This window comes from Janthinobacterium kumbetense, from assembly GCF_023703445.1.
Taxonomy (GTDB): Bacteria; Pseudomonadota; Gammaproteobacteria; order Burkholderiales; family Burkholderiaceae_D; genus Janthinobacterium; species Janthinobacterium kumbetense.
Window position 1 is genome coordinate 98,516 of sequence record NZ_JAMQGR010000001.1, and the last position, 24,286, is coordinate 122,801.

20 protein-coding genes are annotated in these 24,286 nt (G+C 62.8%); 14 read left to right on the forward strand and 6 right to left on the reverse strand.

The window, feature by feature from the left end; all coding sequences use genetic code 11:
* Positions 1-5: 5 nt before the first annotated feature.
* The 5 genes from nirD to NCG91_RS00395 all read left to right on the forward strand — a co-directional run bounded on the left by nirD (position 6) and on the right by NCG91_RS00395 (position 6,879).
* Positions 6-359, forward strand: a complete 354-nt coding sequence (gene nirD / locus NCG91_RS00375; protein WP_099667321.1) for a nitrite reductase small subunit NirD — start codon at positions 6-8, stop codon at positions 357-359.
* Positions 356-1,594 (forward strand): NAD(P)/FAD-dependent oxidoreductase, encoded by a 1,239-nt coding sequence (locus NCG91_RS00380; RefSeq protein WP_251348122.1) that lies wholly within the window; start codon positions 356-358, stop codon positions 1,592-1,594. The genes nirD and NCG91_RS00380 overlap by 4 nt, the downstream gene beginning before the upstream one ends.
* 22 nt (positions 1,595-1,616) lie before the next feature.
* On the forward strand, positions 1,617-4,286 hold the full coding sequence (locus NCG91_RS00385) for a nitrate reductase (RefSeq protein ID WP_251348123.1): 2,670 nt from the start codon (positions 1,617-1,619) through the stop codon (positions 4,284-4,286).
* A 62-nt stretch (positions 4,287-4,348) separates the two neighbouring features.
* The gene (gene cysC / locus NCG91_RS00390) at positions 4,349-4,879 is read left to right on the forward strand and encodes an adenylyl-sulfate kinase (RefSeq protein WP_285816998.1); all 531 of its coding nucleotides are present in this window, start codon (positions 4,349-4,351) and stop codon (positions 4,877-4,879) included.
* Positions 4,876-6,879, forward strand: a complete 2,004-nt coding sequence (locus NCG91_RS00395) for a diguanylate cyclase domain-containing protein (RefSeq protein WP_251348124.1) — start codon at positions 4,876-4,878, stop codon at positions 6,877-6,879. The genes cysC and NCG91_RS00395 overlap by 4 nt, the downstream gene beginning before the upstream one ends.
* A 7-nt stretch (positions 6,880-6,886) precedes the next feature.
* Here the strand turns inward: NCG91_RS00395 and NCG91_RS00400 are convergent, their stop codons facing one another.
* The 3 genes from NCG91_RS00400 to NCG91_RS00410 form a co-directional block, all read right to left on the reverse strand.
* Entirely contained in the window at positions 6,887-7,804 is a 918-nt protein-coding gene (locus NCG91_RS00400; RefSeq protein WP_251348125.1) for a pyridoxal-phosphate dependent enzyme, read from the reverse strand.
* 84 nt (positions 7,805-7,888) lie between these two features.
* Positions 7,889-8,392: a MarR family winged helix-turn-helix transcriptional regulator gene (locus NCG91_RS00405; RefSeq protein ID WP_251348126.1), complete on the reverse strand. Its 504-nt coding sequence runs from the start codon at positions 8,390-8,392 to the stop codon at positions 7,889-7,891.
* A 355-nt stretch (positions 8,393-8,747) separates the two neighbouring features.
* The gene (locus NCG91_RS00410) at positions 8,748-9,506 is read right to left on the reverse strand and encodes a DeoR/GlpR family DNA-binding transcription regulator (protein ID WP_180278743.1); all 759 of its coding nucleotides are present in this window, start codon (positions 9,504-9,506) and stop codon (positions 8,748-8,750) included.
* 225 nt (positions 9,507-9,731) lie between these two features.
* Between NCG91_RS00410 and glpD the strand changes: the two genes are divergently transcribed.
* From glpD to glpK, 8 genes are all read left to right on the forward strand, one after another.
* Positions 9,732-11,255: a glycerol-3-phosphate dehydrogenase gene (gene glpD, locus NCG91_RS00415; protein WP_251348127.1), complete on the forward strand. Its 1,524-nt coding sequence runs from the start codon at positions 9,732-9,734 to the stop codon at positions 11,253-11,255.
* A gap of 106 nt (positions 11,256-11,361) precedes the next feature.
* Entirely contained in the window at positions 11,362-12,456 is a 1,095-nt protein-coding gene (locus NCG91_RS00420) for an ABC transporter ATP-binding protein (RefSeq protein ID WP_099667328.1), read from the forward strand.
* A gap of 1 nt (position 12,457) precedes the next feature.
* Positions 12,458-13,558, forward strand: coding sequence for an ABC transporter ATP-binding protein (locus tag NCG91_RS00425; RefSeq protein WP_251348128.1), 1,101 nt, complete (start codon positions 12,458-12,460; stop codon positions 13,556-13,558).
* Positions 13,558-14,442 (forward strand): carbohydrate ABC transporter permease, encoded by an 885-nt coding sequence (locus tag NCG91_RS00430; RefSeq protein WP_034754965.1) that lies wholly within the window; start codon positions 13,558-13,560, stop codon positions 14,440-14,442. Before NCG91_RS00425 ends, NCG91_RS00430 begins: the two co-directional genes overlap by 1 nt.
* Positions 14,439-15,245 (forward strand): carbohydrate ABC transporter permease, encoded by an 807-nt coding sequence (locus NCG91_RS00435; RefSeq protein WP_099667331.1) that lies wholly within the window; start codon positions 14,439-14,441, stop codon positions 15,243-15,245. The genes NCG91_RS00430 and NCG91_RS00435 overlap by 4 nt, the downstream gene beginning before the upstream one ends.
* Position 15,246: 1 nt before the next feature.
* A complete protein-coding gene (locus NCG91_RS00440) occupies positions 15,247-15,549 on the forward strand; it encodes a DUF2160 domain-containing protein (protein ID WP_369811512.1) in 303 nt (100 codons plus the stop codon).
* Positions 15,550-15,612: 63 nt separating this feature from the next.
* Entirely contained in the window at positions 15,613-17,340 is a 1,728-nt protein-coding gene (locus tag NCG91_RS00445) for an ABC transporter substrate-binding protein (RefSeq protein WP_034779106.1), read from the forward strand.
* 88 nt (positions 17,341-17,428) lie between these two features.
* Positions 17,429-18,922 carry a glycerol kinase GlpK gene (gene glpK, locus NCG91_RS00450; RefSeq protein WP_251348129.1) on the forward strand — a complete coding sequence of 498 codons (1,494 nt, stop codon included), beginning with the start codon at positions 17,429-17,431 and terminating at the stop codon, positions 18,920-18,922.
* Here the strand turns inward: glpK and NCG91_RS00455 are convergent, their stop codons facing one another.
* Positions 18,923-21,661, reverse strand: a complete 2,739-nt coding sequence (locus NCG91_RS00455) for an ankyrin repeat domain-containing protein (RefSeq protein ID WP_251348130.1) — start codon at positions 21,659-21,661, stop codon at positions 18,923-18,925.
* Positions 21,662-21,865: 204 nt separating this feature from the next.
* Here NCG91_RS00455 and NCG91_RS00460 point away from each other — a divergent pair, with 204 nt between their 5' ends.
* Positions 21,866-22,792, forward strand: a complete 927-nt coding sequence (locus NCG91_RS00460; RefSeq protein ID WP_251348131.1) for a viperin family antiviral radical SAM protein — start codon at positions 21,866-21,868, stop codon at positions 22,790-22,792.
* 133 nt (positions 22,793-22,925) lie between these two features.
* On the opposite strand, the gene NCG91_RS00465 is transcribed toward NCG91_RS00460, so the two are convergent.
* Both NCG91_RS00465 and NCG91_RS00470 read right to left on the reverse strand, forming a co-directional pair.
* On the reverse strand, positions 22,926-23,486 hold the full coding sequence (locus NCG91_RS00465) for a YdcF family protein (RefSeq protein ID WP_251348132.1): 561 nt from the start codon (positions 23,484-23,486) through the stop codon (positions 22,926-22,928).
* Positions 23,487-23,540: 54 nt separating this feature from the next.
* The gene (locus NCG91_RS00470) at positions 23,541-24,173 is read right to left on the reverse strand and encodes a cysteine hydrolase family protein (RefSeq protein WP_251348133.1); all 633 of its coding nucleotides are present in this window, start codon (positions 24,171-24,173) and stop codon (positions 23,541-23,543) included.
* Between the last annotated feature and the right edge of the window lie 113 nt (positions 24,174-24,286).

The following is a 24,286-nucleotide window of genomic DNA, read 5'->3' on the forward strand; positions in this document are numbered from 1 at the left end:
ATGCGATGAATGAACTTTCCGGCGCTACCGCCGACAACTGGGTGGCCATCTGCCCCTTGACTGACATCGTGCCCGACACGGGTGTGTGCGCCTTGCTCAATGGGCGCCACGTGGCCGTGTTCCGCGTCGGCGACGCCGCGCCGCGCGTGTACGCCATCGACAATATCGACCCGAACGCGGGCGCTTCCGTGCTGTCGCGGGGCCTCGTGGGCAGTATCGGCGAGCGCGTCGTCGTCGCCTCGCCCATCTACAAGCAGCATTTCGACCTGGCCAGCGGCGAGTGCATCGAAGCGCCGGAACACTCGGTCGCCGCCTGGCCGGCGCGCGTGTTTGCGGACATGGTGTGGGTGGCCCTGTGAATCCGCCAGTCAGGGCCACTGCGCGTCCCTCGCTGGTCGTCGTCGGCAACGGCATGGCCGGCATGCGCACGGTCGAGGAACTCTTGAAACTCGCGCCGGACCTGTACGACATCACCGTGTTCGGCGCCGATCCGCACGGCAATTACAACCGCATCCTGCTCTCTCCCGTGCTGGCCGGCGAAAAGTCGGTGGACGATATCATGCTGCATACGCGCGACTGGTATGCGCACAACGGCATCACCCTGCACGCGGGCGACCCCGTCGTGCGCATCGACCGCAAGGCGCGCACGGTGCAGTCGCTGTCCGGCATCACGGTTGCCTATGACCGCCTGCTGCTGGCCACGGGATCGACGCCCTTCATCGTGCCCGTGCCGGGCCATGCGCTGCCCGGCGTGATCGGTTTTCGCGATATCAGCGATGTCGACACCATGCTGCAGGCGGCGCGCCAGCACCGCCACGCGGTGGTCATCGGCGGCGGCTTGCTGGGGCTGGAAGCGGCCAACGGCTTGCAGCGCCAGGGCATGGACGTCACCGTGGTGCACATGAGCGGCGCCCTGATGAACCAGCAGCTGGATGCACCCGCCTCGATGCTGCTGAAAACGGCGCTGGAAGCGCGCGGCCTGCGTTTCCTGATGCAGGCGCAAACGTCTTCCATTCTGGGCAGCACCCGCGTGGAAGGCGTGCAGTTTGCGGACGGCAGCAGCATTCCCGCCGACCTGGTGGTGATGACGGCCGGCGTGCGCCCCAACATCGCGCTGGCGCAAGCGGCCGGCCTGCACTGCGAGCGGGCCATCGTCGTCGACGACTGCCTGCAAAGCTATGACCCGCGCGTGTACGCCGTGGGCGAATGCGTGCAGCACCGGCGCGCCACCTTCGGCCTGGTGGCGCCCATCTGGGAACAGGCGCGCGTGTGCGGCGCGCACCTGGCCGGCGCGGGCCACCGCCGCTACGTGCAGCAGGCCAGCGCCACCAAACTGAAAGTGACGGGCATCGACCTGTATTCGGCCGGCGACATCATCGGCGGCGAAGGCAGCGAAGACCTGGTGCTGCGCGATCCGCGCCGCGGCGTCTACAAGCGCCTGGTGGTGCAGGGCAGCCGCCTGGCCGGCGCCGTGCTGTATGGCGACGTGCAGGACGGTCCCTGGTATTTCGACCTGATCCAGCAGCGCCGCGACATCAGCAAGCTGCGCGCCCATTTATTGTTTGGCCAGGCGCTGTGCGCCCAGGCCGCCTGACAGCGACCAACAGGATACTTTCATGACTAGTTGCACGCCCGTGAAAACCACTTGCCCGTACTGCGGCGTCGGCTGCGGCGTGGAAGCGACACGCCTGCCCGACGGCGCCATCCGCATCGCCGGCGACACGGCCCACCCGGCCAACCAGGGCCGCCTGTGCGTGAAAGGCTCGGCGCTGGGCGACACCCTGGACCTGGACCAGCGCCTGCTGCAGCCGCAGGTGCGCGTCGACGGCGTGCTGCGGCGCGCCTCCTGGGACGCCGCGCTGGACCAGGTGGCCGGCGGCTTGCGCGCCATCATCGCCGAGCACGGCCCCGACGCCGTGGCCCTGTATGTCTCGGGCCAGCTGCTGACGGAAGATTATTATGTTGCCAACAAATTCATGAAGGGCTATGTGGGCAGCGCGAATATCGACACCAATTCGCGCCTGTGCATGTCGTCCGCCGTGGCTGGCCACAAGCGCGCGTTCGGCGAGGATATCGTGCCGGGCTGCTATGACGACCTGGAACTGGCCGACATGGTGGTGCTGGTGGGCTCGAACACGGCCTGGTGCCACCCGATCCTGTTCCAGCGCATCGCCCGCATCCGCGAAACCCGGCCGCACATGAAACTGGTGGTGATCGACCCGCGCCGCACGGCCACCTGCGAGCTGGCCGACTTGCACCTGCCCGTCAAACCGGGCACCGACGTGTGGCTGTTCAACGGCTTGCTGTGCTATCTGGCGCGGGAAGGCGCGATCGACGACGCTTTCGTCACGCAGCACAGTGCGGGCCTCGACGACGCGCTGGCGGCCGCCCACGTGGATTGCAGCGACCCCTTGCAGGTGGCGGCCATGTGCAAGGTCGACCCGCACGCCTTGCTGGCGTTTTACCAGGCGTTTGCCACCACGCGCAAGGTCGTCACCGCGTTTTCCCAGGGCGTGAACCAGTCATCGAGCGGCACGGACAAGGTCAACAGCATCATCAACTGCCATCTGGCGACGGGACGCATCGGCCAGCCCGGCATGGGGCCGTTTTCCCTCACGGGCCAGCCGAACGCCATGGGCGGGCGCGAAGTGGGCGGCCTGGCCAACATGCTGGCGGCGCACCTCGACCTCGACAAGGAGGCGCACCGCGAGGCAGTGCAAACCTTCTGGGACTCGCCGCGCATGGCCGACAAGCCTGGCCTGAAGGCCGTGGAACTGTTCCACGCGATCGAATCCGGGAAGGTCAAGGCCGTGTGGATCATCGCCACCAATCCGCTGGTCAGCATGCCGGACGCGGACCAGGTGCGCCGCGCGCTGGCCAAGTGCGAACTGGTGGTGGTGTCGGACATCAGCGCCGGCTCGGACACGAACGTCCATGCCGACGTGCTGCTGCCAGCCCTTGGCTGGGGTGAAAAGGATGGCACGGTGACCAATTCCGAGCGCCGCATCTCGCGCCAGCGGGCGTTTCTGCCGGCGCCCGGCGAAGCGCGCGCCGACTGGGACGTGCTGTGCGACGTGGCGCGGCGCATGGGCTATGCCGGCTTCGATTTCGCGTCGCCGCAGGCCATTTTCGACGAACACGCGCGCCTGTCCGCCTTCCGCAACGAGGGGGAATTGGCGCGCCTGTTCAATCTGTCGCACCTGGCGGCGCTGAGCGCCGCGCAATACGACGCGCTGGCGCCGCAGCAGTGGCCGCAGGGCCAGGCGAGGTTGTTCGGCGACGGCCGTTTCGCGCATGCGGACGGGCGCGCGCGCTTCATTCCCACGGCGCCGCGCGCGCCGCGCAACATGCCCGACGAGGACTATCCGCTGATCCTGAACACGGGCCGGGTGCGCGACCAGTGGCATACGATGACGCGCACGGGCAAGGCGGCCAAGCTGTCGGGCCACGTCGCCGAAGCCTTCATCGACCTCCACCCGCAGGATGCGCTGCTGTACAGCGTGCGCGAAGGCGAGCTGGCGCGCATTTCCAGCGCCTGGGGCGCGATGGTGGCGCGCGTCGTGCATGGCGGCGGCATCGCGCGCGGCCAGGTCTTCGTGCCCATCCACTGGAGCGACGCGAATGCGTCCGACGCGCGCGTGGGCGCCGTCGTCAACCCCGTCGTCGACCCCGTCTCGGGCGAACCGGAATTCAAGCACACGCCCGTGCGCATCGAGCAATTCCGCGTGCACTGGCATGCGTTTGTCCTGAGCCGCACGCCCTTGAACCTGGACGGCGTGGCGCACTGGACGCGCATCCAGGGCGAGCAATTCCTGCGCTACGAACTGGCCGGCCGCCAGCGCATCGACGACCTGGGCGCCTGGGCGCGCGCGCTGCTGGGCGTGACGGACGAGAATGCCGACTGGCTCGATTATGCGGATACCAGCGCGGGCGTGTACCGCGCCGTGCACCTGGACGAGGGGCGCATCGCGCAATGCGTGTACGTGTCGCCCCGTCCCGACCTGCCGTCGCGCAGCTGGCTGGCTGGCCTGTTTGCGCACGCGCAGCTCGATGCGGCCGACCGCGCCGGCGTGCTGCTGGGCCAGCCCATCGGCAAGGGCATGGACGCCGGCCCCACCGTGTGTTCGTGCTTTGGCGTGGGGCGCAATACCATTTGCGCGGCCATCGTGGAACAGAAGCTGACGACGACGGCGCAGGTGACGGCCTGCGTCAAGGCGGGCGGCAATTGCGGCTCCTGCGTACCGGAGATACGACAGTTGCTGCTTGAGGCGCGCAGCGCGGCCTGAAAATCTGTCCTTTCCGGCACGGCTTTGTTATATTGCCAGCTCTATAACAGAGAGGCAGTGTGATGACAGCAGTACAACACCCGACGGTCTGGCTGACGGGCTTGAGCGGCGCCGGCAAGACCAGTATCGCCCTGTCGCTGGCGCAGGCGCTGAAGGCGCAGGGCCGCGCCGTGGCCTTGCTCGACGGCGACCAGCTGCGCCATGGCTTGAACCGCGACCTGGGTTTTACGCCCGAAGACCGGCATGAAAACATCCGCCGCGTGGCCGAAGTGGCGCGCCTGATGAACGGCGCGGACCTGACCGTCATCGCCGCCTTCATTTCCCCCAGCCGCGCCGACCGGGCCATGGCCGCCGCCATCATCGGCACGGCGCATTTCATCGAAGTCCACGTCAGCACCCCGCTGGCCGTGTGCGAGGCGCGCGACGTCAAGGGCCTGTACGCGAAGGCGCGCGCGGGGCAGATCGCCGAATTCACGGGCGTGTCCGCTCCCTACGAAGCGCCGCTGGCGGCCGCGCTGACCCTCGACACGGGCGCCCTGGCGCTGGAAGAGTCGGTCGGGCGTCTGTGCCGGCATTTGCAGCAGCGGCCGTGACGACCTGGCGCAAATGGCTGCGCCGGCACGTGCCCGCCAGCCTGAAGGCGCGCATGAGCGTGGTCGTCTTCCTGCTCGTGCTGGGCGCGGTCGCCTCGCTGGCGCTGGCCACCCTGGCCGTGGCCGAGCGCGGCATGCGCGACGTGACGGGGCGCCAGCAGTACGTATCGCTGTCCAGCGCCGCCGTCTTCATCGATGAAGAACTCGACGCGAAGCGCAATGTGCTGCGCGCGATGGCGGACAGCCTGGCGGCCGGCGGCGCGCACGACGGCGCCAGCCTGCAGCGCTTCCTGGCCGCGCAAACGGTGCTGAGCAAGGAGTTCTATTCGGCCGGCGTGGTCGGCATCGACGGCGTTGTCCTGGCCAGCGTGAGTCCCTTCAAGCCGCAGGCGGGGTTGAACGTCAAGGGCCGTCCTTACTTCGAACAGACGCTGGCGACGCGGCGCTCGGTGATTTCCGCGCCGCTCAACGGCAGCATTTCCGGCATGCCCATCGTCGTGGTGACCCAGCCCGTGTTCGACGCGCAGGGCGGCGTGCGCTATGTGCTGGCGGCCAGCGTGAACCTGCGCCAGCCCGATTTCCTGGGGCGCCTGGGCGCGCTCAAGCCGGGTCCGGGCGGCTACCTGTACATCATGACCAGCGCAGGCGTGATCGTCGAGCATCCCGACAAGTCGCGCATCATGCAGCATATCGAAGCGCATGGCCCGATCAGCATACCGACGCGGCGCGCCATGCAGGGTTTCGAGGGCTGGCTGACGGGCACCACCTCGCAAGGCGTCGATGCCCTGTTTGCCTACCACCGCATCGCCTCGACGGACTGGATACTGGCTTCCGTCTATCCCATGAGCGACGCGTTCGCGCCGCTGCACGCCATCCGCAGCAAGATCCTGCTGGCCGCCGTGCTGCTGGCAGCGCTGGCGGGCCTGGCCGGCTGGCGCGTGGTGCTGCGCCTGTTGCAGCCTTTGGCGCGCTTGCGCCACCAGGTGCATGAGATCCGCCGTCATCGCCTGGGCATCGATGTGCTGCAAATTGAGCGGCGCGACGAAATCGGCGACTTGAGCCGCGACTTTTACTCGCTGGTGGCCGAGCGCGAAATCGCCGAGGCGCAGACGCGCGGCAGCGAGCGGCGCCTGAAACTGCTGACGGACCACGTGCCCGTGGTGATCGTGTATATCGACCGCGAGCACCGCTACCAGTTCATCAACGCCACGTTTGAAAAATGGTTCGGCAGGTCGCAGCGGGAAAGCCTGATGCAGTCGATCCGCGACGTGCTCGGCGAAGAGGCGTATCAATTGCGCGAAGCCTACCTGCGGCGCGCCTTCGCGGGCGAGGAGGTCGAATATGAATTTACCATCGGCGGCGAAGGGGAGGCCGGCCCGCGCGCCTTCCAGACCAGTTACGTGCCCGACGTGGGCGAGAGCGGCGCGGTGGAAGGCGTGTATGGCCTGATCCACGAAATCACCAAGACCAAGGCGGTGCACACGGCGCTGCAGTCTGCCGCCGCCACCGATACCCTGACGGGCATCGCCAACCGGCGCCGCTTCGACGAGCAGCTGGCGCAAAGCATGCAGCGCACGCGGGCCGCGCGCGCGCCGATGGCGCTGGCCTATCTCGATATCGACCGTTTCAAGGCCATCAACGACAGCCTGGGACACAAGGCGGGTGACGAGGTGCTGAAGGAATTCGCCGCGCGCCTGGTGCGCAGCGTGCGCGCCAGCGATCTGGTGGCGCGCCTGGCCGGCGATGAATTCGTGATCATACTCGAAGGCGTGAACGGCGCGGCCGAAGTGCGCCAGGTCGGCGCCAAGATCATCGACGCCATCCGCCAGCCCTTCGCGCTGGCCAGCGGCCCCCTGCCGGTGACGACCAGCATCGGCATCGCCATCTTCCGCGAAGGCGCGCTGACTCCGGCGCAGTTGCTGGACCTGGCCGACCAGGCCCTGTATGCCGCCAAGGGGCAGGGCCGCGATGGCGTGGCGCTGCTCGAGGCGGCGCCGTAGGTTTTACTTACAGGGTGGCGCTCCAGTGGTCGAGCTGCTGCGTGGTGGCCGTCACGCCGCCGCAGACGATGACGAGCACCTTGCGGTAGGGCGCCAGTTCCGGCGCCTTGCCGTAGACGGCCGCCAGTGCCGCGCCGCAGGCCGGCTCCACCACCAGGCGCTGGTCGGTGATGAAGCGCTGGCAGGCGTCGACGGCGGCCCGGTCCGACACCACCACGCTGTGCAGCAGGCGCGTCTGGCTGATGGCAAACGCCTGCGCGCAGACCTGGCGCGCGGCCAGCGACGTGGCGATGCTGCTCACGGCCGGCAGGGCCACGTGTTCGCGCGCGGCCACGGCCGCCGCCAGCGAGGCGGCGCCTTGCGTTTCCACGGCCACCAGGGCCACGTCATTCCAGCCATTGCGCTGCAAGCCTTCGGCCACGCCGGCCAGCAAGCCGCCGCCGCCCACCGACAGCACCACGGCGTCCGGCTTCAGGCCCGCGCGCGCCACTTCATCGATCATGCCCGCGTGACCCTGCCACAGCAGCGGGTCGTCGAACGGATGCAAAAAGGCGTCTTGCGGCGTGAGCATCGACTGCGCCAGCGCGTTCGCTTCCTGCCACGCGGCGCCGTGCACGATGACTTCGGCGCCTTCCTGCGCGATCAGGGCCTTGGCCCGTTCGCTGGTCGTTTCCGGCACGACGACGATGACGGGGATGCCCAGCTGGCGTCCCGCATAGGCGACGGCGATGCCGGCATTGCCGCCGGAAGAGGAGATGAAACGGCTGGCGCCGCGCCGCGCGTATTCTTCGCAGGCCAGGCCGATACCGCGGATCTTGAAGGAGCCGGGCGGCTGCAAGGCTTCGAGCTTGAGCCAGATGGCGCGTTCGCTGTGCAGGCTCAGGGCGCGCGAGTTGAGCAAGGGAGTTTCGATGTGCAGGGCCATGCGGGTTCCTGGTAAACGGTCAGGCCAGCATCATAGCCGAAGCGCCCGCGCCACCGTGTCACCCTTGCTGATACATGACTGCTGCTAGTTCAGCGGGGCGTTCTTGAGCTGGTGCGTGCGCGCCACTTCCTTCATCGCTTCGAGCAGGTCGTCGCGCAGCTGGCGCGGCAGCTTGCCGAAGAATTCCTCGTCGTTCTGGTCGGCCATCCCGGCCAGCACGGGCACCAGCGCCTCGCCTTCCGTGGTCAGTTCGATCGAATGCTGGCGGCGGTCGGCCAGCAGGATCGACTTGCTGACCATGCCCTTGCTTTCCAGGCGGTCGATCAGTTTCGATACGGCGCCCTTGCTCATGCCGGACACTTGCGCCAGCACCGTGGGCGAGGTGCAGCCCAGGCGGAACATTTCGCGCAGCACCACCCATTCGGAGACCGTCACGCCATTGGCCTCGGCTTTTTTCTGGAAGCTGTGGGAAACGTGGTTGGAGACGAAACGCAGCCAGTAACCGAGATGGGCTTCCAGCTCGCTGACGGGGATGCTGTTCGGGTGGGCGGCTTGCGGCATGGCGGCCGTTTCAAAATTATGGCTCATTTCTTTTCCTTCACTGGGCGGCGTTGCCGGCATGGTTAAGGCCTTCACGCTTGCTGTCGAGTGGTTTGTTTGGGAACAATCATCGTGCTTGAGGTATTTCTAACACTGTTTTCACAGGAAATCACTTACCGGCAAAGAGTTTTTCCTTTTTTCTTGCTCTGGATAGATAAAAAACAATATCAAGCGAATAATCGTATTGCCAGAGAGGAAGATTAAAAAAATAACTCATGTTGCATCAATGGTAACAGGATTTTTGCCGAATTGATAAATATTTCATATCATTCCGTGTGCTTGCCCACATACGACGTATTGCCCACGCGACAGTGCGAGGTTTTGATGCAGAAATGCGGCCCGCTCAGGCCAGCACCACCTTCACGCCCGCTTCGCGCAGTACTTCGGCAAAGCGGGGCGGCGGCGGCGCATCCGTAAACAGGATATCGACTTGCGCCAGGTCGGCCAGCCGCACCAGCGCCTTGCGGCCGAATTTGTGCTGGTCGGCCACCAGCCACACTTCGCGCGACTGCTCGATGATGGCTTGCGCCACCTTCACTTCGCGCGCGTCGAAGTCGCGCAGGCTGCCATCCTCGTCGATGCTGGAAATGCCGATGATGCCGATGTCGACCTTGAACTGGCGGATGAAGTCGATGGTGGCTTCGCCCACGATGCCGCGGTCGCGCCCGCGCACCACGCCGCCGGCCACGATGACTTCGCAGGCGGCGTTGTCGGCCAGGATGGCGGCCACGTTCAGGTTGTTCGTCACCACGTGCAAGCCCGTGTGCCGGCCCAGCGCGCGCGCCACTTCCTCCGTCGTCGTGCCGATATTGATCAGGAGCGAGCAGCCGTGCGGCACTTGCGCGGCGACGGCGGCGGCGATGCGCCGCTTGGCCTCGCTGTTGAACACTTGCCGCTGGCTGTAATCGATGTTTTCCACGGACGAGGGCAAGCCGACCCCGCCGTGGTAGCGGGCCAGCAGGCGCGCTTCTTCCATCTGCTTGACGTCGCGGCGCACGGTTTGCGGCGTCACGCCCAACTGCTGGGCCAGCTCTTCGACGGACATGGTGACCTTCTGGCGCACCACTTCGAGCAGGCGGCGCTGGCGGGGATTCAAAATCATGGGCTTGTCTCTTTAAAAATCAAAAACGAACAGAAACGAACAAATAGTGATGAAAATATGTTGCTATGAGTTCGCATTCTGGCGTATCTTATTCATATTGCATGCGTATTACTAGATGGTGATCTTAACGACAGTCGCCGGCGATGCCTAGTCTTTCCTCGCCGCCCTTTCCCCGACAGACACGGAGTCCCGATGGCCGCAGCACAGCAAGGTGTGGAGACAGCGATGGCATACGACGTGCTGGTGGTCGGCGGCGGCATCAATGGCGCCGGCATCGCGCGCGACGCGGCCGGACGGGGCCTGTCCGTGCTGCTGTGCGAAAAGGACGACCTGGCCGCGCACACCTCGTCCGCGTCCACCAAGCTGATACACGGCGGCCTGCGCTACCTCGAATACTATGAATTCGGCCTCGTGCGCAAGGCGCTGATCGAGCGCGAAGTGCTGCTGCGCTCGGCGCCGCACATCATGTGGCCGCTGCGCTTCGTCATGCCGCACGCCAAGGGCCAGCGCCCGGCCTGGCTGATACGCGCCGGCCTGTTTCTCTACGACATGCTGGCGAAGCGGGAAATCCTGCCGGCCTCCAGCGGCATCGACCTGACCCGTCACGCGGCCGGCACACCGTTAAAACCCGAGTTCAAGCGGGGTTTCGTGTATTCCGACGGCTGGGTCGACGATGCGCGCCTGGTGGTCCTGAACGCCATCGACGCGGCGGACAAGGGCGCGCAGGTGCTGACGCAGACGCGCTGCACGGCCCTGTCACGCGACGGTGCGGGCGGGGACGCTGCCTGGCTGGCCACCTTGCAGCACGCCAGCGGGCGGCAGAGCACGGTGCGCGCGCGCAGCATCGTCAACGCGGCCGGGCCGTGGACGGCCGAGTTCCTGCAGCAGGCCGCGCCCGGTGGACAGGGCCGGCATTTGCGCCTGATCAAGGGTAGCCATATCGTCGTCAAGCGCCTGTTCGAGCATGATCATGCCTACATCTTCCAGCATCCGGACGGGCGCATCGTGTTTGCCATTCCGTATGAGCACGATTTCACCCTGATCGGCACTACCGACCTCGACTACCACGGCGACACCGGCAAGGTGGAAATCGATGACGAGGAAATTCGTTACTTGTGCGAGCTTTCCAGTTACTATTTCAGCAAGTCAATCTCGCCGGCCGACGTGGTCTGGACGTATGCGGGCGTGCGCCCGTTGGTGGAAGACGCGGCGGCCGACGCCAAGGCCGTCACGCGCGATTACCGCTTCGAGCTGGACCAGGAAGGTGCGCCGCTGCTCAGTGTTTTCGGCGGCAAGATCACCACCTTCCGCAAGTTGGCCGAGGAAGCCATGGACATGCTGGCGCCCTTGCTGGGCAATACGCTGCCGGCCTGGACAGCCAGCGCCTGCCTGCCCGGCGGCGATGTGTTCGGCATCACGCCGCAGAACCGGTCCGTGCGCGAGTTCGGCCAGTTCGTGCAAGGCTTGCAGCGCGAGTACGCGTGGCTGCCGGCGGCGCTGGTGGCGCGCTATGCACGCGCCTACGGCACGCGCATCCACGCGCTGCTCGCCGGGCGCAGGGATGTGGCGGCCATGGGCGAGGAAATCGCCGCCGGCCTGTACGCGGCGGAAGTCGATTATCTGCGGCGCCACGAATGGGCCTTCAGCGCGGCCGACATCCTGTGGCGGCGCTCCAAGCTGGGCCTGCACCTGCCGCGCGATACAGCGGACACGCTCGACGCCTGGCTCTTGCAGCATCCGTTGTCATAAGCAGCACCCTTTGCCGTAAGCAGCAGCCGTAAGCAGCACACGTTGGCGACCGCGCCCCGCAGAGGGTGCGGCGAAGAACAAGAAACCATCACTGGAGGAGAAGCGCGTGCAACTGGTACTGGACAAGATCAGCAGGAAGCAGGGGGCTGACGACTTTTTATATCCGATGTCGCTGGCCCTCGTGCCGGGCGCCATCAACGTCTTGCTGGGCACCACGCGTGCCGGCAAGACGACCCTGATGCGCGTGATGGCGGGCCTGGACAAGCCCAGCGGGGGCACGGTGACGGCCGATGGCGTCGACGTGACGGGCGTGCCCGTCAGCAAACGCAACCTGGCCATGGTGTACCAGCAATTCATCAATTATCCCGCCTTCACCGTCTACGACAATATCGCTTCGCCCTTGCGCTTGCGCAAGGAACCCGAGGAACAAATCCGCACGAAAGTGCTGGCGCTGGCCGAGCGCCTGCACATCACGCCGTATCTGCAGCGCACGCCCGGAGAATTGTCCGGCGGCCAGCAGCAGCGTACGGCGCTGGGGCGCGCGCTGATCAAGGATGCGTCGCTGCTGCTGCTCGACGAGCCCTTGGTGAACCTCGACTATAAATTGCGCGAGGAATTGCGCCGCGAATTGACGGAACTGTTTTCCGGCGGCAGCACGACGGTCGTGTACGCCACCACGGAACCGCTGGAAGCGCTGCAGCTGGGCGGCCACGTGGCCGTGCTGCACGAGGGCCGTCTGCTGCAGCAGGGACCGACCCTGGATGTCTTCAACGCCCCCAATTCCATCGATGTGGCGCGCACCTTCAGCGATCCGCCCATCAACCTGATCCCCGCGCGCGTGGATGCGCACGGCGTGGCGCAGGCGGCTGACGGCCTGGCCATCCACTTGAGCGGCGCGCAGCGCGCCCGCCTGGGCGACAGCACGGAGGTGATCCTCGGCGTGCGCGCGCACAGCCTGCATCTGTCTCCCCAGTCCGATGGCGACGTGCCCATCGCGGCGCAGGTGGACCTGGCGGAAATCAGCGGCTCGGAAACCTATGTGCATGCGCGCCGCGGCGAGCTGGCCCTGGTGGCGCAGCTGGGCGGCGTGCACAACCTGGAGATCGGCAGCGCCTGCACCGTGTATTGCCAGCCGCACGCCTTGCTGATCTTCGCGCAAGACGGCGGGCTGCTGTTTGCTCCAGAACAAGGAGGAGCTTGACATGGCGCGCATCGAACTGGTCGACCTGGCCCACGCCTACAAACCGAATCCGACGGCGCCAAGCGACTATGCGCTGCGGCCCATGAGCATGGAATGGCATGACGGCGGCGCGTATGCCTTGCTGGGGCCGTCCGGCTGCGGCAAGACGACCTTGCTCAACATTATTTCCGGTCTGGTGAAACCGTCGCATGGCAAGGTGCTGTTCGATGGCAAGGACGTCACGCAGCTGCCCACGGAAGCACGCAACATCGCGCAAGTGTTCCAGTTTCCCGTCATCTACGACACCATGACCGTGCACGACAATCTGGCGTTTCCGTTGCGTAATCGCGGCTGGAAAGAGACGGAAGTCAAAAAGCGCGTGCAGCAGGTGGCGCAGATGCTGGAATTGACGGGCGACTTGAAATTGCGCGCCAGCGGTTTGTCCGTGGACGCCAAGCAAAAGATTTCGCTAGGGCGCGGTCTCGTGCGCCCGGACGTGGCGGCCGTGCTGTTCGACGAACCGCTGACGGTGATCGACCCGCATTTGAAATGGCTGCTGCGCCGGAAACTCAAGGAAATCCACCACGAACTGAAGTTATCCCTGATCTACGTCACGCACGACCAGGTGGAAGCGTTGACCTTTGCCGACCAGGTGGTCGTCATGACGCAGGGCGAAGTGGTGCAGACGGGCAGCGCGCAAGCGCTGTTCGAGGAACCGGAACACACGTTTGTCGGCTATTTCATCGGTAATCCGGGCATGAACTTGCTCGATTGCACCCTGGACGATGGCGGCGTGCGCGTGGCGGGGCAGGCGCTGGCCGTATCCGCCGCCGCCCGCGCGGCGCTTTCCGGGGCGCAAGGGAAAATCACGGTGGGCGTGCGGCCCGAATTCGTCGAGTGCGTCAAGGCGTATCCGGGAGAAGAGGGGGGCGACCATTGCCTCGACGCCACGGTCACGGCCGTGCGCAACATGGGTACGCATTACCTGGCGGAATTCCAGCTGGGCGGCGCGACGGTGGCGGCCAAGCTGCGCGCCATCGACACGGTGGCCGGGAATGCCGTGCGGCTGCGCTTCCCGCCGCAACGTACCTTGTTCTATGTCAACGATAAGCGGGTGGCCTGATGATACATAACGGTAAAACCGATAACAACCGCCGCGCCTGGCTTTTGATCTTGCCCGTGCTGCTGTGCGTGGCCTTTTCCGCCATCCTGCCGCTGATGACGGTGGTCAACTATTCCGTGCAGGATATTCTGAGTCCCACGCAAAAAGTGTTCGTGGGTACGGAGTGGTTCCGCATGGTCATGCTGGACGGCGACTTGCACAGCGCCTTGCTGCGTCAGCTGCTGTTTTCCGGCTCCGTGCTGGCGATCCAGATTCCGCTGGGCATCTTGATTGCCCTGTGCATGCCGGCCGATGGCTGGAAGGCGTCGCTGGCGCTGGTGCTGATCGCGCTGCCCCTGCTGATTCCCTGGAACGTGGTGGGCACCATCTGGCAAATCTTTGGCCGCGGCGACATCGGCCTGATGGGCTATACCTTGAATCAATTGGGCTTTGACTACAATTACAACGGCAATTCGCTCGACGCGTGGCTGACGGTGATGGTGATGGATATCTGGCACTGGACGCCGCTGGTGGTGCTGCTGTGCTATGCGGGCTTGCGCGCCATTCCCGACGCGTATTACCAGGCGGCGCGCATCGACGGCGCGTCGCGCCTGGCCGTGTTCCGCTACATCCAGCTGCCGAAACTGCGCAATGTGCTGATGATCGCCGTGTTGCTGCGCTTCATGGACAGTTTCATGATCTACACGGAACCGTTCGTGCTGACGGGCGGCGGTCCCGGCAATGCGACCACCTTCTTGTCGCAGTATCTGACGCAAAAGGCCGTGGGCCAGTTCGACCTGGGGCCGGCGTCCGCGTTTTCCCTGATCTATTTCCTCATCATCCTGCTGTTCTGCTTTGTGCTGTACACGTGGATGCAGAGAGTTGGCACGGGAGACCAGAAATGATGCACAAGAAAATGAGCAGCGCCATCCTGATCGTCTTCCTGCTGGGCTCCTTGCTGCCCATCTACTGGATGCTCAATATGTCGCTCAAGACCAACGAGGAAATCGTCGGCGTGCTGAGCCTGTGGCCCCAGCAATTGACGTTCGCCAACTATCACACGATTTTTACGGACCGTTCCTGGTACAGCGGCTACATCAATTCCATGATTTACGTGGCCTTGAACATGGTGATGTCCGTCACGGTGGCCTTGCCGGCAGCGTATGCTTTCTCGCGCTACAACTTTGTCGGCGACAAGCATCTGTTCTTCTGGCTCTTGACCAACCGCATGACGCCGCCCGCCGTCTTCCTCGTGCCGTTCTTCCAGCTGTATTCGACGGTGGGCCTGATGGATACGCATCTGGCCGTGGCGCTGGCGCACATGGTCTTCAACGTGCCGCTGGCCGTGTGGATATTGGAAGGCTTCATGTCCGGCGTGCCGAAGGAAATCGACGAGACGGCGTATATCGACGGCTACAGCTTTCCCCGCTTCTTCATCCGCATCTTCTTGCCGATGATCAAGTCTGGCGTGGGCGTGACGGCCTTCTTTTGCTTCATGTTCAGCTGGGTGGAACTGTTATTGGCGCGCACCTTGACGTCCGTCAATGCCAAGCCGATTGCCGCCACCATGACGCGCACTGTGTCGGCGGCCGGCATGGACTGGGGCGTGCTGGCGGCGGCGGGCGTGCTGACCATCGTGCCCGGCGCGCTGGTGATCTGGTTCGTGCGGCATTACATAGCCAAGGGTTTCGCGATGGGGAGGGTGTGACATGGAAAATACCGATAGCACAGCCAGCCTGTTCGGCTGGATGGCCTGGACGCCGGAAGTGGCCATCTTCTTCATTTGCATCGGCTTGATGCTGGCCGGCATGACGGTGTGGCAAATCCGTTCGCCCAGCATCGAACGAAAAGGTTTCCTGCCGATGCCGACCACGCGCGGCGACCGTTTGTTCATCGGGCTGTTGACGGCTGCGTATGTCAATCTGGCGTGGGCGGGGTTCACGGAAATGCAGCAAGCCATCGGGGCTGGCATCAGTTTTGTAGTGTTGTTGGTGGTAATGCGTTGGGGATAAGTCGTAGATGAGAATACCGGCCCGCCACCGCAGGCCGGATGACAACTAAAAAGGAGATTCACGATGAAATTGAAGTTCACGGTCTTCGCGGCTGCGGCCATGCTCGTGTCGAATGCGGCCCTGGCGGACGCCAAGCAGGCGCAAACCTGGATCGACAAGGAATTCCAGCCATCCAGCCTGAGCAAGCAGCAACAGCTTGCTGAAATGAAATGGTTCATCGATGCGGCGGCCAAGCTGAAAGCCAAGGGCATCAAGGAAATTTCCGTGGTCTCGGAAACCATCGACACCCACGTCTACGAATCGAAGACCCTGGCCAAGGCCTTCGAGGAAATCACGGGCATCAAGGTGCGCCACGACATCATCCAGGAAGGCGACGTGGTGGAAAAGCTGCAAACGTCCATGCAGTCCGGCAAGAGCATCTATGACGGCTGGATTTCCGATTCCGACCTGATCGGCACCCATTACCGCTATGGCGCCGTGGAACCCCTATCCGACTACATGGCCGCCAAGGGCAAGGAATTCACGAATCCGGGCCTGGACTTGAAGGATTTTATCGGCATCAGTTTTACGACGGCGCCGGACGGCAAGGTGTATCAATTGCCCGACCAGCAATTCGCCAACCTGTACTGGTTCCGCGCCGACTGGTTCGCGCGCAAGGATTTGCAAGCCAAGTTCAAGGCCAAGTATGGCTACGAGCTGGGCGTGCCGCAAAACTGGTCCGCGTATGAAGACATCGCCGATTTCTTCACGAATGACGTGAAGGAACTGGACGGCAAGAAAGTCTATGGCCACATGGATTACGGCAAGAAAGATCCATCCTTGGGCTGGCGTTTCACGGATGCGTGGCTGTCGATGGCTGGCGCGGCCGACAAGGGCATTCCGAACGGCATGCCTGTCGACGAGTGGGGCATCAAGGTGGCGGCCGACAAGTGCACGCCCGTGGGCGCATCGATGTCGCGCGGCGGCGCCACCAATTCGCCGGCGGCCGTCTTTGCGCTGACGAAATACATCGACTGGATGAAGAAGTACGCGCCGCCGCAGGCGAACGGCATGAATTTCTCGGAATCGGGCCCCGTGCCGGCGCAGGGTGAAATCGCCCAGCAAATCTTCTGGTACACGGCGTTTACGGCCGGCATGACGAAACCGGGCTTGCCGGTGGTGAACAAGGACGGCACGCCGAAATGGCGCATGGCGCCGTCGCCGCACGGCCCGTACTGGAAAGAGGGCATGCAGAACGGCTACCAGGACGTCGGTTCCTGGTTCCTGTTCAAGTCCACGCCGGACGACCGCAAGGCCGCCGCCTGGCTGTATGCGCAATTCGTCACCTCGAAAACCGTGTCGCTGAAGAAATCCATCGTCGGCCTGACGTTTATTCGCGATTCCGACATCCGCCACGATTATTTTACAAAGCACGCGAACGAGTACGGCGGCCTGATCGAGTTTTACCGCAGCCCCGCCCGCGTGGCGTGGACGCCGACCGGCAACAACGTGCCCGACTATCCGAAGCTGGCGCAGCTCTGGTGGAAGAACGTGGCCACGGCGATTACGGCGGAAAAAACGCCGCAGGCCGCCATGGATAACCTGGCCGAGGAAATGGACCAGGTCATGGCGCGATTGCAGCGGGCCGGCATGAAGGCGTGCGCGCCCAAGCTCAATCCGAAGGTCGATCCGAATCAGTATCTGTCGGACCAGCATGCCCCATGGAAAAAGCTGGCGAATGAAAAGCCGAAGGGTGAAACGATTGCCTACGATAAATTATTGCAGGCTTGGAAAGAAGGCAAGGTAAGGTAGTCGTGTAAGCTTCTGCCGGGGCTGTCCCGAGGGCACGGAGCGAATCGGCTCCGTGCCTGTTTTTACCCGATTTTCGCACCACCAGACAATGACCAAATACATACTTGCTTTAGATCAGGGCACCACCAGTTCGCGCGCCATCCTGTTCGACCATGCTGGCCGACCGCACGCCAGCGCGCAGCGCGAGTTTCGCCAGATTTTTCCCCAGCCGGGCTGGGTCGAGCATGACGCGAACGACATCTGGGCTTCGCAAGAGGGCGTGCTGCAGCAGGTGTTGCGCGACAGCGGCGTGGCCGCATCCGACGTGGCCGCCATCGGCGTGACCAACCAGCGCGAAACGACGGTGCTGTGGGACCGCGCCACGGGCGAACCCGTCGCCAACGCCATCGTCTGGCAAGACCGCAGAAATGCCGCTTACTGCGAGCAACTGGTCGAGCAGGGCAAGGCGGACGTGATCCAGCGCAAGACGGGTCTCGTGCTGGACGCGTATTTTTCCGCCACCAAGCTCAAATGGCTGCTCGACAACGTTCCCGGCGCCCGCGCGCGCGCGGAACGGGGAGAACTGGCCTTCGGCACCGTCGACAGCTGGCTGATCTACAAGATGAGCGGCGCCCACTTGACGGACACGAGCAACGCGGCGCGCACCATGCTGTTCAATATCCATACCTTGCAGTGGGATACGGACTTGCTGGCGCTGCTCGACATTCCCGCCTCCCTGTTGCCCGACGTCGTGCCATCGAGCGGCGTGGCGGCGCACACGCATGCCAACTTGCTGGGCGTGTCCGTGCCGATTGCCGGCATCGCTGGCGACCAGCAGGCGGCCACGTTCGGCCAGGCATGCCTGAAGCCGGGCATGGCAAAGAATACCTACGGCACCGGTTGCTTCATGCTGATGAACGTGGGCAAGCGCCCCTTGCCATCGAAAAACCGGCTGTTGACGACGGTGGGCTGGAGCCTGGGCCCAGGATCGGATAAAACTGACTATTTGCTCGAAGGCAGCGCCTTTATCGCTGGCGCGGCCGTGCAATGGATGCGCGACGGCATCGGCATCATCCGCGACTCGTCCGAAGTGGAAGCCTTGGCCACCAGCGTGCCCGATTCGGGCGGCCTCGTCTTCGTGCCCGCGTTCGCGGGCCTGGGCGCGCCGTACTGGGACCCGTATGCGCGCGGCACCTTGATCGGCATCACGCGCGGCACGGGCAAGGCGCACATCGCGCGCGCGGCATTGGAGGGTGTGGCGTACCAGAACGTGGATGTGCTGTCCGCCATGCAGGACGACGCGGGCATCGCGCTATCCGAGCTGCGCGTCGACGGCGGCGCAGCGCGCAACGACATGCTGATGCAGTTCCAGGCCGACATCTTGAATGTGCCCGTGGTGCGTCCCGTGGTGACGGAAACGACGGCCCTGGGCGCCGCCTACCTGGCGGGCCTGGCCGTGGGTTTCTGGGACTCGCAGGAAGAAATCGCCGCCCAGTGGCAGGTGGGACGCCGCTTCGAACCGGCCATGGCGGCCGACGAGCGCCTGACGCGCTTGCATAAGTGGCAGCGCGCCGTCGAGCGCTCGCGCGACTGGAGCGAGTGATTAACGGGAATTTTCCCTTTCGCCGAGCTGTTCATCGCGTGCAGCGTCCGTCAGCATGGCAATAATCTGATCGAACTCCTGTTTTGATCCAATGCTGCGTCGATATTGTGTTGCCATCATATTCCGGAAACCAGGCAGATCAATCAGGATTTTCTTTGCCAGTTCCAACGGTGTTTGATGAAAAGAGTTTTCCATTGCTGCCAAGTGTGCGTGATGTTCCATCACAAGGGCTACGATGTCGGCGTAGCCCATACGCACGGCCGTATGGAACGCGGTGTTCGCCTCATCGTAAGTTCCCTTGGATGTGTCCGCCTGATGTGTCAACAGCGTGGAAACACAGTTTTTTGACCGCGCAGTAACCGCGGCATGCAAGGCGGTGCGCCCCAGATAATCCTGGGCATTCACATCGGCGCCGGCAGTCAGGAACGCCAGCATCAGTTGTTCATCGCTTGCGTCGGCCACCATCATCAAGGGCGTTTGTCCTTTGAAGTCTGCAATGTTGACCTGTTTGGGCCAGGCTTCAGCCAGCAGATGAATGGCGTGGCGCCAATGGGCCACGAGCTTTTCGACCTTGCTTATTTCCCCTAGTAGATCGGACGAGGCTGCGGCACGCAGTATGGGCAGCTGTTTTGCAAGATCACCCTGTAGCTTCAGCCATGCCATGAGCACGGAGTTACTCCGCACCTCACGAATAGTGCCTTGCCTGAAGGTTTTTGCATGGTGTTTCATCCAGACCTTCAGGGCATCCCAGCGGCCTTCGATGATGATAGGAAGAGCCTCCTGGATGAATGCCTGAGATTGATTTTTTGATAATGGCTGCACTCTTTCCGTTCCGGAGTAGGGTTGGTAGAGTTTGTCCCAGAAGTAGTCGGAAACGCATATGGCGGTGTCTTCCAGTGATGTCACCTGATTCTGAAACATGCCATAGGCAAGCATATTGCGATGGTATTTTTCGTGGTTGCCAGGAATTAAACCCAGATTGGCAACCTCGATGGCAAACGCATCCCTGGCGACTTCACCGCGCAGAGTGCCAAAATTTCCGTCGTTGCAAGCGTCGAGAGCCGCCCGCATCAGCTTTGCCGCGTCGTCGAACGCATTTTGCGCCAACAAGTGTTTGGCGCGGTATTGCAGCAAGGGCGCCTTCCATGTCGCATAACCAGCGCTGGCTTCTGCTCCAGCAAGTAGTGCTTCCACCCTTTGCTGCATGTCGTTTGACTTGCTTGTATGGCGGCAATTCAAAAGCTCGCCCAGTTCCATGACGCTGGCGCCAACTATTTCGGCAGGCGTTGCAGCCAATTCCCGCAACCGTTGAATCGCCAGCAATCTGGTTTTCACGGGCAAAGAAGTCGATTGCGCAACGTGGCTGACGACGGCATAGCTAGCTTCACCCAGGAGCGTCCGCCACGGAGAGGCGGTACGAACTCGTTCCAGCAAGCGCTGTAATCGGATGTTCTCTTCATATTCTTCCTTTATTCGCCGGCATTTGCTTGCTATAAGGGGTGTGGCAGTGTGCATATCGAGCGCTACGAGGTCTTGCAGAGCATCGCCTTCAGCGAGTTTCGCGAACCGGCGCGTCAGCAGTTCGGCCACGGGGAGATGGGATTCATTTTTAATGGAAGGCAAGATTGAGAGAAAGATATCCGCCTTATCCCAGGGCGCCAGTCGTGACTCGAACAGGATGTCTTCCTCCTCACGCGTGTCGGAATTTTTCCAGGCATCAATGGTCAGGTTGTAGATGGTGCCGAAGATGCCCGTCAACTGCAGCAGCTTGTTTTGAGACGGGTCTGTACAAGTTGCCTGTACCCCCGGACAGAGGAACTTCAGTAATCTGATGTATCCATCCTGCACCATGCGGGCGACACGTAATCGTTGCCGTATCATGGCCATGCTTGGTCTTGCATAGCGTGTCAACAGTGCCTGTACGAAAATCTGCTTTTCGTCATCGGTGGCGGATTTATCCATGACAGCTTCAAGCCGTCCGGGCTGCGTCATCGGAATCTGATCGCGCAGGTCGTCTGCAGATAAATCCCTGGATTGAACGAAGGCGAGAGCAGCGTCAAATTTCACTTGCTCAGCAAGGTCTTCTGCAAGTTCAAATACGCCTTCAAACACCAGTTTGGCGCCGTCCGAGAAGTAATCATTAATCGAATTGACGCGAGGGAGGGATGCATTTTTCCAGTTGTACAAGTTCCTGACGATAGAGTCCTTGTCGGTATTGCTGGCACCAGGCGATCCTGCCCCGACGCCTGCTTTGCCGATGGAACTGTCCAGCAGATCGATGAGCCAGTCGACAACGTGTGGCACAGGTAGTTCCATTGTTCCCGTGGTGACATTCACGTGAGGCAAGAACCAGAATGCTCCGCCTGGCATTCCCTTGTCGAACGCGCCGTCGAGATTCCAGAACGCGATTCTGCGGGCCAGGTTTGGAACATAGCAGTATCCGAGAAGATGCCATACGACCTGACGCTGGTCTGCATTCGAGGTCCATGTGTTGAGTTCAACAGCCTTGTGGTATCCCTCCCATTCGCTCATTCCCCGGACCGCATCGCGGCATGCTGCCGCATCCATACCCAGGCTATTAAAGATGGCGCCGCAAACGTCAGCCATCATCTCCTGATGGTTTTTGTTACGCATGCCGAGATTGGCGAATTTGTCCTTGACCTTGCTTGAATAGGGAACTAAATCAAGACTTTGATGAATTTCAAGTAACAGCGCTTCGAAGGTAGGAATGGTTGCCATTGTTTTTCAGCTTTCATTGGTTTGATTGCAACAATGGTCACACAGCGTTCGTGCCAGTGTCACGGAAACTTCTCGTCCCCCCCCCATCCCCGCATGGATATTTGCGATAAATGTCAAATCCAGAGGGGAGGGGATGGGCTTTTTCATGGATTTTTAGTAACTTCTTGGGCAAAGTGAGGGCCTATCAAACAACCGGAGTGTGCCGTGAGTCTTCCCCCCAGCATGTGTGTACGCGAACTCGTCGTCAATTGGCATGTTACCGAAGTGTGTAACTATGGCTGCCGCTATTGCTATGCAAAGTGGGAGGATGGCGGTTCGACGCAGGAATTGATACACGACAGTAGTGCTGTCAAGGCATTGGTCGAGGAGGTCGGACGTTTCTTTAAACCTGGCAATTCGAACAATCCGCTGTGGCCGGGCATGCGCTGGGCATCGCTGCGATTGAATCTGGCTGGCGGGGAACCTCTGCTGTATGCGGAAAAAGCGCTGGACGTCATCCTGCATGCCCGGCGATTGGGTCTTGAGACCTCCGTTATCAGTAATGGCAGTCGTCTGACGCCTGCCTTGATGCAAGCGCTGGCCCCCCATCTCGCCATATTGGGGCTGAGCCTGGACTCATCGGAAGAGAAGACCAATCTGGGCATCGGACGAGTTGATCGCCAGTTGCGCACGCTGTCGATGCCTGAGTTGGTTGACATGATTGCTTTGGGCAGGCAGATCAATCCACGGCTTCGGCTAAAGATCAATACTGTCGTCAACGCATTGAACTGGCAGGAGGACATGAGCAAGTTGATTGGCCGTTTGGCGCCGGAGAAATGGAAAATCCTTCGCATGCTGCCCAAAATTACGGATGACCTGTCCTTGTCTGACGCGCAGTTTGACACCTTCGTCCGGCGCCATGCCAACCTCGACCATGGCGTCCGAGTGGAGGATAACGCCGACATGACCGAATCCTACTTAATGATTGATCCATATGGCCGTTTCTTCCAGAACAAACCTGGGGAAAAAGGATATCAATATAGCGACGCCATTCTCGATGTCGGTGCCGCCCGGGCCTTTTCTCAGGTCAATGTGTCGACAAGGAAGTTCTGCTCCCGCTATGCAGGCGAATTGGGCGAGCTGCAGGCATGAAATGGAGGCCGGCCTGTCCTTGCGCAGTACTTACTCTGGTGCAGGGGGGATGAACGCCCTGGTTGGCCATGCCGGCCACCACAGGCGCCTGGGGGCAGGCAGGACTCCATCTCAAGAATGCGGTAGTGCTTATTTATGGCCGCGCGAAATACACGGCATAGCCCACCGTTTCGCGCGGCACGGAATACAGGTCGCGCAGTTCAAAATACGGCGCGTGCACCTGGCCGCTGACGGCGATGCCGCTGCGCTCCAACGCCAGCTTGAAGCGGGGCACGTGAAAATATTGCGTCGCGACCATGGCCGTCGTCCAGCCGTGCTCGTGCATCAGGGCCGCCGCGTTGCGGGCCGTGGCCTCCGTGGTCCAGCCTTGATTATCCTCAAGGATGGCGCTGGACGGCACGCCGCGCGACTGCAGGTAGCGGGCCATCGATGCGGCCTCGTCAAAACCTTCCTTGCCCGTGGCCCCGCTGACGAGGATGCGCGGCGCCCGGTGTGCCTGGAATTGCTGGAGCGCCACGTCGAGCCTGGCCTGCAGGCGGGGGCTGGGTGTGCCGTCGGGCAAGATCGTATTGCCGGGCACGACGATCACGTCGGCGGGCGCCAGCTTGTCGTTGAGTCCGGCCAGTACCAGGGCGGCGGTGGCCAGCAGGAACAGGCCGGCAACGCTTGAACCCAGCAGTATTATTTTTCGCATTGCGCATCATCAAGTAAGGAATGGACGCATGATACCCGTCCATTCCCGCCGGCGTCAGTTCGCCTGCGCCTTGCGCGCGCGCTGGTTCGACAGGTAGATATTGTCCTTTTCCAGCGGCTTGCCCTCGCGCACGGCAGCGAGCCAGTCCTGCGTGCTGGTGACGGCGGCGAAATTCGAGTGGAATACGGCGCTGAAGACGCGGTGGATTTCCTCGGCGCTGGCCGTGCCGCCCGCATTGGCGTAGGGCAGGGTGCCGGTGGCGTCCTGCAGGAATTCGACCTGCAAGCCGTCGTGCGCGGCGTGGAAGATCGTGGCGGCATCGCAATTGTGCGTCATGTAGCCCACCACCGTCAGGGTGTCGATGCCGTGGCTGCCCAGCCAGGCCTGCAAGTCCGTGCCCGCAAAGGCGCTGCCCATGACCTTGTTGATGCGGTGGTCGGCGGTGAAGGCGGCCACTTGCGGATGCAGTTGCCAGCTGTCGCTGCCCTTGGCAAAGATGGGGGAGGCTTCCGGCGCATCGTGCTGGACGACGATCACGGGCACGCCGGCGGCGCGCGCGGCGGCCATGGCCGTGACGATGTTGGGTAGGGAAATATCGACGGATGGATATTCGATGGGCATGTCGCCCGTAAAGTATTCATTTTGCACGTCGATGACGAGCAGGGCGCGGCGCGGGGTGGTGGTCATGGGTTCTCCTGGCATAGTTGAAAGAGGATGGACTTCCTCGATACCGCCATTCTCAGGCCGGACCTTGCAAACAAAAAGTGGCCTGAAGGCATATCTGCGATAAAATCGGGCCA

Excerpts from the sequence above, each read along its gene's own strand:
- NCG91_RS00410 (WP_180278743.1), bottom strand. The coding sequence starts at position 9,506 with ATGATTTTGAATCCCCGCCAGCGCCGCCTGCTCGAAGTGGTGCGCCAG.
- NCG91_RS00425 (WP_251348128.1), top strand. The coding sequence starts at position 12,458 with ATGGCGCGCATCGAACTGGTCGACCTGGCCCACGCCTACAAACCGAAT.
- glpK (WP_251348129.1), top strand. The coding sequence starts at position 17,429 with ATGACCAAATACATACTTGCTTTAGATCAGGGCACCACCAGTTCGCGC.
- glpD (WP_251348127.1), top strand. The coding sequence starts at position 9,732 with ATGGCATACGACGTGCTGGTGGTCGGCGGCGGCATCAATGGCGCCGGC.
- NCG91_RS00440 (WP_369811512.1), top strand. The coding sequence starts at position 15,247 with ATGGAAAATACCGATAGCACAGCCAGCCTGTTCGGCTGGATGGCCTGG.
- NCG91_RS00465 (WP_251348132.1), bottom strand. The coding sequence starts at position 23,486 with ATGCGAAAAATAATACTGCTGGGTTCAAGCGTTGCCGGCCTGTTCCTG.
- NCG91_RS00385 (WP_251348123.1), top strand. The coding sequence starts at position 1,617 with ATGACTAGTTGCACGCCCGTGAAAACCACTTGCCCGTACTGCGGCGTC.
- NCG91_RS00455 (WP_251348130.1), bottom strand. The coding sequence starts at position 21,661 with ATGGCAACCATTCCTACCTTCGAAGCGCTGTTACTTGAAATTCATCAA.
- NCG91_RS00430 (WP_034754965.1), top strand. The coding sequence starts at position 13,558 with ATGATACATAACGGTAAAACCGATAACAACCGCCGCGCCTGGCTTTTG.
- NCG91_RS00435 (WP_099667331.1), top strand. The coding sequence starts at position 14,439 with ATGATGCACAAGAAAATGAGCAGCGCCATCCTGATCGTCTTCCTGCTG.
- cysC (WP_285816998.1), top strand. The coding sequence starts at position 4,349 with ATGACAGCAGTACAACACCCGACGGTCTGGCTGACGGGCTTGAGCGGC.
- NCG91_RS00470 (WP_251348133.1), bottom strand. The coding sequence starts at position 24,173 with ATGACCACCACCCCGCGCCGCGCCCTGCTCGTCATCGACGTGCAAAAT.
- NCG91_RS00400 (WP_251348125.1), bottom strand. The coding sequence starts at position 7,804 with ATGGCCCTGCACATCGAAACTCCCTTGCTCAACTCGCGCGCCCTGAGC.
- NCG91_RS00405 (WP_251348126.1), bottom strand. The coding sequence starts at position 8,392 with ATGAGCCATAATTTTGAAACGGCCGCCATGCCGCAAGCCGCCCACCCG.
- NCG91_RS00445 (WP_034779106.1), top strand. The coding sequence starts at position 15,613 with ATGAAATTGAAGTTCACGGTCTTCGCGGCTGCGGCCATGCTCGTGTCG.
- nirD (WP_099667321.1), top strand. The coding sequence starts at position 6 with ATGAATGAACTTTCCGGCGCTACCGCCGACAACTGGGTGGCCATCTGC.